Here is an 11,730-nt window from a genome sequence, read left to right as displayed (position 1 = left end):
GAAACCGCGATCAGCGGTACTGCACAATGCCGAGTCCGTCGATGCGCCGAAAGTGCTCCACGTTCGCGGTGACGATCGGGACGCCCAGCCGTAAGCTTGTGCAGCCGATCCAAAGATCGTTACTCCCAATGAGTTCGCCGCGACGTCGAAGTTCGCGGGCCACCCTGGCGTAGACGAATGCGATCTGGTCATCCACCGGAATGAGGGTGTGCCCATCGCGCATGGCTGCCACGACAGGGTGCTCGGCCCGGTCAAACCCCTCGGCGAACTCGCCGAGAGCGATTGTGGAGAGCAGCAATTCGGCGTCCGGCGACCGTTTCAAGAATTGGTGCGCGGCGCCCGAGGCAATGCCGTCGTCACCCGCGGACCGCTCCCGATGTAGGTCGATGAGGAACGTCGTATCAATGCTCAGCTGAAGCGCCATCGATCCTCGGGCGGCGTGTCCGTCTGCTGGGCCATGTCAAGACGCGCGAGGGTCTCATCGTCGACCGTCGGTAGCTCGGTGAGTGTTTCGAGCAGAGCTGCGGCCGTGTGAGCGTCGTTGCGCCAGTGCGCACGTCTGATGACCTGAGAGAACGATTCAGTCGGCGAGCGCCGAGCGGCGCGCAGTCGCTCGTACGCCTCGAGATCGATGGATATCGTCTTGGTCGCCATGATGCATGTATACATGCATGGATCCATGCATGCAACGCGGCGTTGACAGTCGCCGCTTCCCGGTGATAGTCATTGAGCAATCGAAAACGCGATTCTCAATTGCCCGACGAGGCCTGGCTGGAGGACACGGGTGGCCGATGAACAGGCGCAGCCCGCCTGGAAGAACCCGATGGCGTGGCTGCCGCACTCGATCGCGGAGGCGGCGCTGTCGACGGGGGATGGGCCCGAGCTCTCCGAGGCGTGGGCGCACCTGCAGGAGCGGCTGAACGCGGCCGAGCAGCTCGTCCGGTCCACGCCGGTCAACAAGAACCGGCTCGACTACGGGTCGGGGATGCGCCACCTGATGGTGTTGCTGGCGGTCGGCACCGACATGGCGCTGCGGGCCGACCCCGACCCGGTGCTCGCCGTCAACCGCGCCAGCATGGACGACATCGTCACCTGGGGCCTGGAATGCCCGGACTGCGTGTACCTGAATGCGAGCCTGCGCCGGGGCGAGACCTACCGGCTCTTCGGCAGCCGGGGGACGGCCCGTTACGTCGGCCTGCAGACGATGGACGGGATCGCGGCGACCGCCAATTGCCTCGTGGACGATCTCGACGTCGACGCGGACGGGCGCTTCGAAGCGATCCTCTCGGCGGACGAGCACGAGGGCAACTGGCTGCGGCTGGCCGGTGATCACCCGACGCTGACCGTACGGAACTTCTTCTACGACTGGGACACCGAGATTCCCGCGTCACTAGAGATCGAGCGGATCGGCGACGAAGTGGTGCCCGGAACCCGTTCCGTCGACCCGGATGCCTCGGTGTCGCGCCAGCTTTACGCGCTGGGAGACTTCGTCTACGACAACCTCAAATTCTTCCTCGACTTCGGTGCGATGCCGCCGGCCAACGGCTTCATCCCGCCGATGGACATGACCGAGATGGGTGCGGCGGCCGAAAACCGGCCCGTCATCGGACGATTCGAGCTCGAACCCGACGAGGCGCTGATCCTCGAGGTGCGACCGCCCAACGGCGTCTACTGGAGCATCTCGCTGGGCAATCCGTGGTTGGAGACGATCCACTACGGGCGCCATCAATCCAGCCTCAACGGACATCAGGCGGTCGTCGACTCCGACGGGATCTTCCGCGCCGTCTTGTGTGCGACCGATCCCGGGGTCGCCAACTGGCTGGACACCGCGGGACACAGCAACGGCGCCATGCTGTTGCGCTGCGTCCGAACGGAATCCGCGCCGGTCCCCAGCACCCGCGTCGTGAAGGCCGGCGACGTCGTGGCGGCGTTGCCGGCCGACACCACGATGACCGCCCCGGACGAACGCGCGAGAGTCATCGAGGCCCGCCGCCGCGCCGTACACGAAAGGTTCTCCCGGTGAGTTTCTCCGCTGACGACCTCGAAGACGGCGCGCGCGCCGCCACCGGCCTCGACGACTTCGGCTCGTCCTACTATCGCGAGGGCCTGGAACGGACCGTCGACGCGTTGAACAGCGAGGCCGAACTCAACGACCTCGGCCGCGTCATGCAGCACGCGACCATCAGCAACGCCCTGATCCAGCGGCTGAGGATCGTGGAAACCTACAAGCAACACCCCGAGATCGCCGACGAGGTGGTCGAGGGCCCGGTCGTCGTCCTCGGTCTGCCGCGCACGGGCACCACCGCGCTGAGCCAATTGGTCTCCGCCGACCCACAATTCAGGTCGCTGCGCACCTGGGAATCCCAGGCGCCCACCCCGCCACCCGAGGCCGCCACCCAACACACTGACGCGCGAATCGCGCAGTGCGCCGAGGGCATCGGGATGATCGAGCAGATGTTTCCCGAGTTCCGGGCGATGAACAATTCCGAGCCCGAAGCCGCGACCGAATGCCAGGACCTGATGGGTATGAGCTTTCGTACCTTCCACTTCGACGGCGTGGTGCGCGTTCCCGGCTACGTGGAATGGTTGCTGGGAAGCGACATGCGCGAAACCTACGTGTTCCACCGGGACGTGCTCAAGTTGCTGCAGTGGCATTGCAAGCCGAGCCTGTGGCACCTCCGTACGCCGGTGCACATGTTCGCCCTCGACGCGTTCGTCGACGCCTATCCGGATGCGAAATTCCTCTGGAGCCATCGTGATCCGGCGAAGGTCCTGGGATCGGTCTGCAGCCTCATCGCCTACGTCCGCAGCTGGAGCAGCGATCGGCGGAATCCGACAGAACTCGGCGCCGAACAGCTGGCCTGGTGGGCCGAGGGCATGCGGCGTGCCACGGAATTTCGCAGGAAATTCGGGGACGACCGGTTTGTCGACGTGTCGTTTGCCGCGCTGCAAACCGACCCTGTCAGCACCGTCGCCGACAGCTACGAAAAGCTCGGCCTGACATTCACCGAGGCGGCGCGGGCCAAGGTCCGCCAATGGGCGGACGAACACCGGCCCGGTCACCGCGGCACCCACAGCTACGACCTGGCGGACTACGGGTTGACCCCGGAACAGGTGCACGAGGCTTTCAGTGACTACATCGCCACCTACGATGCCTCGGGCTGAGCGGGCCGGAGGGCGTCAAAAGCTCGAACGAGACCCGCAGATACACGCCGCGATCGTGTCGGCGGCCACCGACATCGTCCGGACCGAGGGAGTCCAGGCGCTGTCGATTGCCCAGATGCTCGGCAGAACGCAGTTGAGCACCCGGGCGTTCTACCGCCACTTCGACTCCAAGGATGAGTTGGTCACGGCGGTGTTCCTGGAGATGGCCCGCGCCGAGATGCTGCGCCTGGTGCAGCGGATGTCGCTACACTCCGACCCGGTCCGTGCCGTGGCGGCCTGGATCGACGGGCGGCTGGACCTGGCGTTCAATAACCAGATCCGCTCCGATCTGCATCGCATGTCCCTAGAGGCGCAGAACCAGATGTTCGTCGCGCCTCGGCTCGTGGCCCCCGCCTACCGGGAAATCTTGCGGCCGCTGGTCGAACAACTCACGCGGGGAAGGGATTTGGGATTGTTCGGCGAAATCGATCCCGACAATGAGGCGCTGTCCATCCAGGGCGTCGTATGGGCCAACATCGAACGGTACTGGGCGACGGGCGATCGCGATCCCCGCGAAATCCGTCAGCGCGTGCAGCATTTCTGTTTGGGGGGCCTGCGCGTGGCCCCCGAAACGATCGACGCCGTTCTGACCGAAGCGCCGGGCGAACACCTCACCTCGCCGAATCGACCTCGTCGGGGGAGTAGCCGATGACCGGCTTCGAATCGCCGTAGACGTCGAGGGTGTGCAGGAATCGGTGCAGTCCCATCGTCGAGGCGCACGTGAAGCCCAGTTCGACGATCTGGGCGGCGGTGAAATGCTCACCCAGCCGCCGATAGAACTCGTCGTCGATCGAATGATGATCTCCGGACAGCCGGTCCAAAAATTCCACGGCCAGCCGCTCCTGCGGCGTCAACGAGTCGTGCTCCGGCGCCAGCAGGCACGCCACGTCATCCTCGGTGATCGAATCGTGCTTGCGTGATTGACTGCACGGCTCGCACTCGCCCAGCTGGGCGCTGCGGATACGCAGCAATTCCACGATCCGTCCGCCCAGTAGAGTGTCCGCTCCCAGCTGTGTTCTGGCCATGTCCACCTGCGCCAGTTGTGCACTGCGGTAAGCGAATATCTGCAACGGCACCGGTGTGGCATAGCGGCCGTCGGCCACACCGGCCTCCACGATCTGTCGTGAATGGGTGCTCAATTGATCCAACGGGATCGGTGCGATGCGTGGCATGGTGCTAGATGCTACTCGGGCCGAGCGCGTAGGCGCCGGTTTCCGGATGGTGATACCAACCGCCGGCAGCGTGGGTGCCGCCGTCGACATGGATCGTCTGCCCCGTGATGTAGCTGGACATGTCGGAAGCGAGAAAGACTGCGGCGCCCGCCATCTCGTCGACTCGGCCCGCGCGTCCCATCGGAACCGTGTGCCCGAACCGCTCTTCGGAGCCTGGAGGTGCCACTTGCATGATCCCTTCCGTCAAGGTGATATCGGGGGCCAGGGCGTTGACCCGGATGCCATGCGGCGCGAGTTCGAGGGCCGCGGTCTTGGTGTAGTTGATGACCCCGGCTTTGGCCGCCGCGTAGGTGGCGTAACCCGGTGCCGCGCGCACGCCTTCGATCGACGTGACGCTGATGATGCTGCCCGCCAACCCCCGCTCGACCAGGTCGCGGGCGACCCGCTGGGTGCACAGGTAGACGTGGCGCAGATTGGACTTGTACAGCGCATCCCAGCCGTTCTCGCTGGTGTCGAGGATCCCGGACCAGAAAACCCCGCCGGCGTTGTTGACCAGAATCGTGACCGGCCCGAGCTCGGCCGCGGTCCGCGCGAGTGCGGCGTCGACCGCGGCGCTGTCCCGCACGTCGGTGGGGATGCCCAGCGCGCCGATCTCGGCCGCGGCCGCCCCGCACGATTCCGGGTTGTGCTCCCAGATCGCCACCTTCGCGCCGAATGCCGTCAATCCCGCGGCGATGCCGCGGCCGATGCCTGCGCCGCCTCCGGTCACCACCGCCACACGGTCGGTCAGCAGGATGCTTGCCGGATCGAGCGTCATGGACTAATCATAGAGTAATAGCAAGTCACGCGTTACGATATTGACCGAATCTGTCAAATCTGTAACCAGGAAGGGCTCGGATCATGGCCAGCACCATCTTCGTCACCGGCGCCACCGGTCAGACCGGCGGCAACGTGTGTGAACAGCTGATCGCGCGTGGTGACCACGTCCGCGCCCTGGTTCGCAACCCGGACGAGGCGACGGCGCTGTCCGGCATCGGCGTCGAATTGGTCAAGGGCGACATCAGCGACGCCGACGACGTGCTGCGCGCGGCCAAGGGCGCCGAGGCGGCGATCCACTGCGCAGCGCTGCTGGGCGGGGCCAGTCAGGACCTCGAAGACTTCAAAGCGGTCAATATGGTCGGCACCACCCACGTGCTCGACGCGGCGCAACGCCACGGCATGCGTCGGGTCGTCGCGCTGAGCACCGCCACGTTCTTCGATCTGAGCACCGACGCCGACTTCGAAGAGGCCCCCGTCCTCGAGAACCCACCGGACGACCCGTATACGGTCACCAAGCTCGCCGCATTCCTCGAGGCGCACCAACGCGCCGCCGCCGGCCAGGACGTGCTGACCTGCCACCCGGGCGCGATCTTCGGCCCGGCCCCGGTGGTGGAACGGGCTCTGCATCGCACCAGCTTCAACCGGGTGTTGTTGGCCGGCATGCGCGGAAAGATCAAGCGCTACCTTGCGTTTCCCGTGACGTGGGTGGCCGGCAAGGACGTCGCGGCGGGCTCGATTGCGGCACTGGACCGCGGTGTGGCCGGTGAGCGCTACCTGCTGATCGGCCAGCCGCAAGACACCATCAGCACCGCGGCCGGCATCAATCGGGCCTGCGAGATCGCCGAAATCGACCACCGCGTCGAAGATCTCGACTATCGGTCCGATCCGGAGGCGCTGACGGCCGAGTTCGGGCCCACCTTGATGGCGATCGCGGCGGCCGCGGCCAAGCACGTCCGCAAGCCGAGGGCCGAAGACAACCTGACCCGCCGGCGGCTGGGCTATGACCCGATGTCGTTCGACGACGGGCTGCGCCTGCTGATCCCCTGGCTGCGTGAACTCGGTCGGCTCGATCCGGTGGCCGCCTGACGTGTCGATAGCCGAGACGCACCAACCGGGTTCGGAGCACGGCGATCTGGCCGATCGGATACTCGACGCTGCCCGACGGCTCGTCCTGAGGACCGGCGCGCGGAGATTGTCGTTGTCGGATGTGGCGGCCCTGGCGGGGGTGTCGCGGCCGACGATCTATCGCTACTTCGGCTCCAAGGAAGATCTCATCGATGCGCTGGGAAAGCAGGAATACCGGCGCTTCAGTACCGCAATGGAGAGGGCGATGAACGGCGTAACCGGACTCGCGCGACTGGAAGCCGCGATCGACGTCGTGGCGACGTTCGTCGAGGAGCAGCCGCCCGGGCGCCAGCTCGACCTGGAGCCGGGCTTCGCCCATGAACAGGTGGCCCGGGCATTACCCATGATCATCGAGGGATTGCTTCCGGTCCTGGAGCAATGCGCTCGCGAGGACGGCTTCGATGCCGCGATCAACAGCCGGAACCTGGCCGGCGCGATCGCGCGAATCGCATTGAGCCACTACGTCTTCCCGGATATGGACCCGGCGGTGGCCCGCCGCGAGATCCGCGCCGCGGCCGGTCTGCCCGAGGTTCGGGCGTCCCGTTCGGAATTGCAGCGCAGGAGGGCGCGTTGACCACGTCGAAGGTTGTCTTTGATCCGTTTTCGAATGATTTCTTCGACGCCCCGTACGCCACCTACCGGCGCATGCGTGACGAGGAGCCGGTCTATTACAACGAGAACTACGATTTCTACGCGCTGACCCGTCATGCCGATGTCGTGGCGGCCATCAAGGACTTCGACACCTTCTCGTCGGCGCGCGGGGTCGATCTCGAGATGGTGCAGTCCGGTAATCCCGTGCCGCCGTTGATCATCATGATGGATCCGCCCCAGCACCGCCGGATGCGCAATCTGGTGAACAAAGTGTTCACCCCGCGCGCCATCGAGCGCCAACGACAGCTGGTCGTCGAACAGATCGATCGATTTCTCGGCGCGGCGAATCCCGTTGAGTTCGATGTCGTGCAGGACTTTTCGGCGTTGTTTCCCGTGGAAGTGATCACCCGGATGCTCGGCGTGCCCGCCGAACTCCGCCAGCGGGTCCGGCTTCTCCTGGACAAGCAGCTCGAGCGGGAGTACGGCAACGTCGCGACGCCCGAGGAGGGTGTACAGGCCGGCATCGAGACCGGATTGCTCTACTACAACATCATCCAGGAACGGCGCGCCAGTCCACAGGACGACATGATCAGCGACCTGATTGCCGTCGAGGTCGAACGCGACGGCGTGGCAACCAAGCTCGATGACCTCGAGATCGCCGGATTCGCCTCGATGTTGGGCGGCGCCGGCGCCGAGACGGTCACCAAGTTGATGGGCAACGCGGTGGTCACGTTCGCCGAGCATCCGGATCAATGGCAGATGTTGCTCGACGACCGCAGCCGGATTCCCGCCGCCGTCGAGGAGTTGCTGCGGTGGGAGGCGCCCGCCCAGTACCTGGTGCGGTACAGCATGAAAGACGTTGAGCTGCACGGCGTGACGATTCCCGCCGGTAACCCTGTCCTGCTGTGTCTGGGCTCGGCCAACCGGGACGAGCGGGCGTTCAGCGATGCGGATACCTTCGACATCACCCGGGACCGCAGCCAGGCGCAGAACCTGGGGTTGGGTTACGGGGTGCACAGCTGCCTGGGCGCCGCGCTGGCCCGAATGGAGAGCGCCGTCGCGTTGGACAGGCTGCTGGATCACATGCCGCGCTACGCGATCGTGCAAGAGGGACTGCGGCGGGTGGCCATGACCAACGTCATCGGCTGGAACAACGTGCCGGTGCGGGTGCTGGGCTGAGCCGCCGCCTCGCGGCCGTCGCCGGCTCGGCGGCCGTCGCCGGCTCGTGTCGCGAGGGTGCAGCTACCGACGCTGCTACTCGGGCGATGTCTCGCTAGTTGCACTTTCACGTGGGCTCTGAAGCATCATTTGCCACACCCGCACCGGCCGCATAAAGCCGCCTCTCGCGTTTCTTGACGGTTGTCGGAGGGCGGGTGTTTACTCGCAAATGTATCGAACATAGGTTCGAAAACCGTCATCGGAGGAGGCTGATCATGACCGCGGCTTTTGCCTCCGATCACCGCGCTGACCAGCTGGAATCGCTGCGTCGGCGGATGGCCGAGGTGTCCGGGAAGATGTCCCGGGCCGGCGCCGCCGCCCCCGCCGACGGCCTGCTGCCGGATTCGCAGTCCCGGCTGGAGCTCCCGCCGTGGCTTGCCCGGGCGCTGCCGGTGCCGTTGCCGCGGGGAACGGTGGCGGTGTTGTCGGGGGCGCGGTCGCTGCTGTTGAGCATGGTGGCCGCGGTGACGGCGGCCGGCGGCAACGTCGCCATCGTCGGCCAGCCGGACATCGGGCTGCTGGCCGCCGCGGAGATGGGGGCGGATCTGAGCCGGCTCGCCGTGATCCCGGATCCCGGCACCGATCCGGTCGAGGTGGCCGCGGTGCTCATCGACGGCATGGACCTGGTGGTGCTCGGCCTGGGTGGGCGTCGGGTGCCGCAGTCGCGGGCGCGCGCGGTGGTGGCGCGGGCCCGCACCAAGGGGTGCACCCTGCTGGTCACCGACGGTGACTGGCAGGGGGCGCCGACGCGGCTTGCGGCCCGGGTCTGCGGCTACGAGATCACGGGGGACGGCCATCAGGGGTTCGGCCGAATCGGCAAGGTGCGGTTGCAGGTCAGCGGGGTGTGCGCGGGCCGACGGGTGAACGGCCGGGCGCGAGCCGGGTGATGTCGGGTGGTTTCCTCACGCGCGCTGGCGATTTGGTGCATGGACTGGCCCGCGGTCGCCGCGGCGGCCGCGGCGGACCTGCCCGCGACGGCCCCCATCGCGGTCACGTTGGCCAACCGGGTGATCGCCTGCTCGTCGGCCGCCCGTGCGGCGGGGGTGCGGCGGGGGCTGCGGCGACGGGAGGCGGCGGCGCGGTGCCCGCGGCTGCACGTCACGACCGCCGACGCCGACCGCGACGCCCGCTTCTTCGAAGGGGTGATCGCCGCGGTGGACGACCTGGTGCCCCGCGCCGAGGTGCTGCGGCCCGGGCTATTGGTGTTGCCGGTGCGCGGGGCGGCCCGCTATTTCGGGTCCGAGGAGCGGGCCGCCGAGCGACTGGTCGACGCGGTGGCCGTGGCCGGCGCCGAGTGTCAGGTCGGGATCGCCGACCGGTTGTCCACCGCGGTCTTCGCCGCGCGGGCGGGCCGGATCATCGAGGCGGGGGGCGACGCGAGGTTCCTGTCGGCGCTGTCGATCCGGCAGCTTGCCACCGAGCCGAGCCTGTCCGGCCCGGGCCGTGAGGAGCTGACGGACCTGTTGTGGCGGATGGGAATTCGCACCATCGGGCAGTTCGCCGCGCTGCCGGCCACCGACGTGGCCTCCAGGTTCGGCGCCGACGGGGTGGCCGCGCACCGGTTCGCCCGCGGTCAACCCGAGCGGGGACCGTCCGGACGCGAGCCGCCGCCGGAACTCGAGGCCGTGCTGGACTGCGACCCGCCGGTCGACCGCGTCGACGCCGCGGCCTTCGCCGGGCGCTCGCTGGCCGGCACGCTGCACCAGACGCTGATGGCCGCCGGGGTGGGCTGCACCCGGCTGGCCATTCACGCCGTCACCGCCAACGGCGAAGAGCTGCAACGGGTGTGGCGGTGCGCCGAGCCGTTGACCGAGGACGCCACCGCCGACCGGGTGCGCTGGCAACTGGACGGGTGGCTGAGCAACCGGCGGGCTCAAGACCGTCCCACGTCGCCGATAACGCTGCTGCGGCTGAAGGCGGTCGAGGTGGTGTCGGCCGGGGCGCTGCAGTTGCCGCTCTGGGGCGGGCTGGGGGAGGAGGACCGGCTGCGGGCCCGTCGCGCGCTGGTGCGGGTGCAGGGCCTGCTCGGGCCGGAGGCGGTGCGGGTGCCGGTGCTGTCCGGCGGTCGCGGGCCCGCCGAACGCATCACGCTGACCCCGCTGGGCGACGAGCCGGTGCCGCGGGCCGACCCGGGCCTGCCGTGGCCCGGCCAACTGCCGGAGCCGTCACCGGCGGTGTTGCTCGACGACCCGGTGGAACTGGTTGACGCCCAAGGCAATCCGATACGAGTGACCAACCGGGGGATGTTCTCGGCCGACCCGGCCCGGCTGACCGCGCACGGTCGAGACGAGCGGCTGCGCTGGTGGGCGGGGCCGTGGCCGGTTGACGAGCGGTGGTGGGATCTTGACGCCAAGGGCCGCAGCGCCCGCGCCCAGGTCCTGCTGACCGACGAGCGGGCGTATCTGCTGTGCTACCGCCAGCGGCGCTGGTATCTCGAGGGGAGCTACGAGTGAGTGGGCCGCAGCGCGTCGGGCGTCAGGTCCTTGAGCGTGGCGTACCCGTCGACGGCCATGATCAGGTCGGCCTCGGCCAGGATCGAGCGCAGCACGTGCACGATGCCGTCGACGCCGCCGAGCGCCAGGCCGTAGGCATACGGGCGGCCGATGCCCACCGCGGTGGCCCCCAACGCCAGCGCCTTGATGACGTCGGCGCCGCTGCGCACGCCCGAGTCGAACAGCACCGGCATCCCGTCGGCGGCCTCGAGGACCCCGGGCAGGCAATCCAGGCAGGGCAGCCCGCCGTTGGCCTGGCGGCCGCCGTGGTTGGAGCAGTAAATGCCGTCCACGCCAATGTCTTTGGCGCGGCGCACGTCGTCGGGGTGGCAGATGCCCTTGACCAGCAGCGGCAGGCTGGTCTGCTCGCGCAGCCACTCCAGGTCGGTCCACCGGAACGGGCCACCGAAGATCGGCAACTTGCGCACCGCCGCCTCGGTGGCGTCCTCACCCGGTTGCAGGCCGGCGCGAAAAACCGGATCGCTGGTGTAGGTGGCCAGGCATCCGCTGGGCACCTGGGGGTAGTTCCCGCCGCTCAGGTCGCGCGGGCGCCACCCGGTGACCCAGGTGTCGAGGGTGACCGCGATGCCCTTGAACCCGCATGCCTCGGCGCGCTGCACCAGGCTGGCGGCCATCTCGCGGTCGGGCGGCGTGTACAGCTGGAAGAAGCCCGGCGTATCGCCGAGTTGGGCGGCGACGTCCTCCATCGGGTCGGAGGTGAGCGTGCCCACGAAGAACGGCACGCCCGTGCGGGCCGACGCGCGCGCCGCGGCCAAATCGCCGTGGCCGTCCTGGGCGCACACGCCGATCACCCCGATGGGGGCCATGAAGATCGGTGACGGCAGCGTGATGCCGAACAGCTCGACGGACATGTCGCGCTGCTCGGGGGCGATGCCCATGCGCGGATACAGGCCCCAGCGCTTGAAGGCGTCGCAGTTGGCCCGCTGGGTGTGCTCGTCGCCGGCGCCGCCCGCGACGTAGTCCAACACCTTGGGCGGCATCGCCGCGGCCGCCTTGGCCTCCAGGTCGGCGAACTTGATCGGGTAGGGCGGCTGGCGTCCGGCCTGACCCTGCTCGTAGAGCTCGTTTTGGTACTGGGCAAAGGGCAT

At 68.0% G+C, this 11,730-nt stretch carries 13 protein-coding genes; 8 read left to right on the top strand and 5 right to left on the bottom strand.

The annotated features are described in order from the left end of the window. Positions 1-10: 10 nt before the first annotated feature. Together AC5Y4Z_RS21900 and AC5Y4Z_RS21895 are read right to left on the bottom strand one after the other, a co-directional pair. The gene (locus AC5Y4Z_RS21900; RefSeq protein WP_499966950.1) at positions 11-424 is read right to left on the bottom strand and encodes a type II toxin-antitoxin system VapC family toxin; all 414 of its coding nucleotides are present in this window, start codon (positions 422-424) and stop codon (positions 11-13) included. After that, a complete protein-coding gene (locus AC5Y4Z_RS21895; protein WP_499966949.1) occupies positions 409-654 on the bottom strand; it encodes an antitoxin VapB family protein in 246 nt (81 codons plus the stop codon). The genes AC5Y4Z_RS21900 and AC5Y4Z_RS21895 overlap by 16 nt, the downstream gene beginning before the upstream one ends. A 169-nt stretch (positions 655-823) precedes the next feature. Between AC5Y4Z_RS21895 and AC5Y4Z_RS21890 the strand changes: the two genes are divergently transcribed. Genes AC5Y4Z_RS21890 through AC5Y4Z_RS21880 form a run of 3 tightly spaced genes read left to right on the top strand, consistent with a single transcriptional unit; the run spans position 824 to position 3,856 of the window. After that, positions 824-2,023, top strand: a complete 1,200-nt coding sequence (locus AC5Y4Z_RS21890; RefSeq protein WP_499967113.1) for a DUF1214 domain-containing protein — start codon at positions 824-826, stop codon at positions 2,021-2,023. Further along, positions 2,020-3,165, top strand: a complete 1,146-nt coding sequence (locus AC5Y4Z_RS21885; RefSeq protein ID WP_499966948.1) for a sulfotransferase family protein — start codon at positions 2,020-2,022, stop codon at positions 3,163-3,165. The genes AC5Y4Z_RS21890 and AC5Y4Z_RS21885 overlap by 4 nt, the downstream gene beginning before the upstream one ends. 55 nt (positions 3,166-3,220) lie before the next feature. After that, positions 3,221-3,856: a TetR/AcrR family transcriptional regulator gene (locus tag AC5Y4Z_RS21880; protein WP_499966947.1), complete on the top strand. Its 636-nt coding sequence runs from the start codon at positions 3,221-3,223 to the stop codon at positions 3,854-3,856. On the opposite strand, the gene AC5Y4Z_RS21875 is transcribed toward AC5Y4Z_RS21880, so the two are convergent. After that, positions 3,816-4,376 carry a carboxymuconolactone decarboxylase family protein gene (locus tag AC5Y4Z_RS21875; protein WP_499966946.1) on the bottom strand — a complete coding sequence of 187 codons (561 nt, stop codon included), beginning with the start codon at positions 4,374-4,376 and terminating at the stop codon, positions 3,816-3,818. The two genes, AC5Y4Z_RS21880 and AC5Y4Z_RS21875, sit on opposite strands and share 41 nt — an antisense overlap. A gap of 4 nt (positions 4,377-4,380) precedes the next feature. After that, positions 4,381-5,193 carry an SDR family NAD(P)-dependent oxidoreductase gene (locus AC5Y4Z_RS21870; protein WP_499966945.1) on the bottom strand — a complete coding sequence of 271 codons (813 nt, stop codon included), beginning with the start codon at positions 5,191-5,193 and terminating at the stop codon, positions 4,381-4,383. 83 nt (positions 5,194-5,276) lie between these two features. On the opposite strand from AC5Y4Z_RS21870, the gene AC5Y4Z_RS21865 reads away from it, so the two are divergent. The 5 genes from AC5Y4Z_RS21865 to AC5Y4Z_RS21845 all read left to right on the top strand — a co-directional run bounded on the left by AC5Y4Z_RS21865 (position 5,277) and on the right by AC5Y4Z_RS21845 (position 10,582). After that, on the top strand, positions 5,277-6,281 hold the full coding sequence (locus AC5Y4Z_RS21865; protein ID WP_499966943.1) for an NAD-dependent epimerase/dehydratase family protein: 1,005 nt from the start codon (positions 5,277-5,279) through the stop codon (positions 6,279-6,281). Then, complete coding sequence (locus AC5Y4Z_RS21860; RefSeq protein ID WP_499966941.1) at positions 6,247-6,894, top strand: TetR/AcrR family transcriptional regulator; 648 nt, start codon at positions 6,247-6,249, stop codon at positions 6,892-6,894. The genes AC5Y4Z_RS21865 and AC5Y4Z_RS21860 overlap by 35 nt, the downstream gene beginning before the upstream one ends. Then, positions 6,891-8,090, top strand: coding sequence for a cytochrome P450 (locus AC5Y4Z_RS21855; RefSeq protein ID WP_499966940.1), 1,200 nt, complete (start codon positions 6,891-6,893; stop codon positions 8,088-8,090). The genes AC5Y4Z_RS21860 and AC5Y4Z_RS21855 overlap by 4 nt, the downstream gene beginning before the upstream one ends. A gap of 254 nt (positions 8,091-8,344) precedes the next feature. Beyond that, on the top strand, positions 8,345-9,016 hold the full coding sequence (imuA', locus tag AC5Y4Z_RS21850; RefSeq protein ID WP_499966939.1) for a DnaE2-dependent mutagenesis accessory factor ImuA': 672 nt from the start codon (positions 8,345-8,347) through the stop codon (positions 9,014-9,016). Between the two features lie 39 nt (positions 9,017-9,055). After that, a complete protein-coding gene (locus tag AC5Y4Z_RS21845; protein ID WP_499966938.1) occupies positions 9,056-10,582 on the top strand; it encodes a DNA polymerase Y family protein in 1,527 nt (508 codons plus the stop codon). On the opposite strand, the gene AC5Y4Z_RS21840 is transcribed toward AC5Y4Z_RS21845, so the two are convergent. Beyond that, complete coding sequence (locus tag AC5Y4Z_RS21840) at positions 10,573-11,730, bottom strand: alpha-hydroxy-acid oxidizing protein (RefSeq protein ID WP_499966937.1); 1,158 nt, start codon at positions 11,728-11,730, stop codon at positions 10,573-10,575. The genes AC5Y4Z_RS21845 and AC5Y4Z_RS21840 overlap by 10 nt on opposite strands.

This window comes from Mycobacterium sp. NGS63, assembly GCF_059812295.1.
This window is presented reverse-complemented; position numbering and strand designations above follow the sequence as displayed.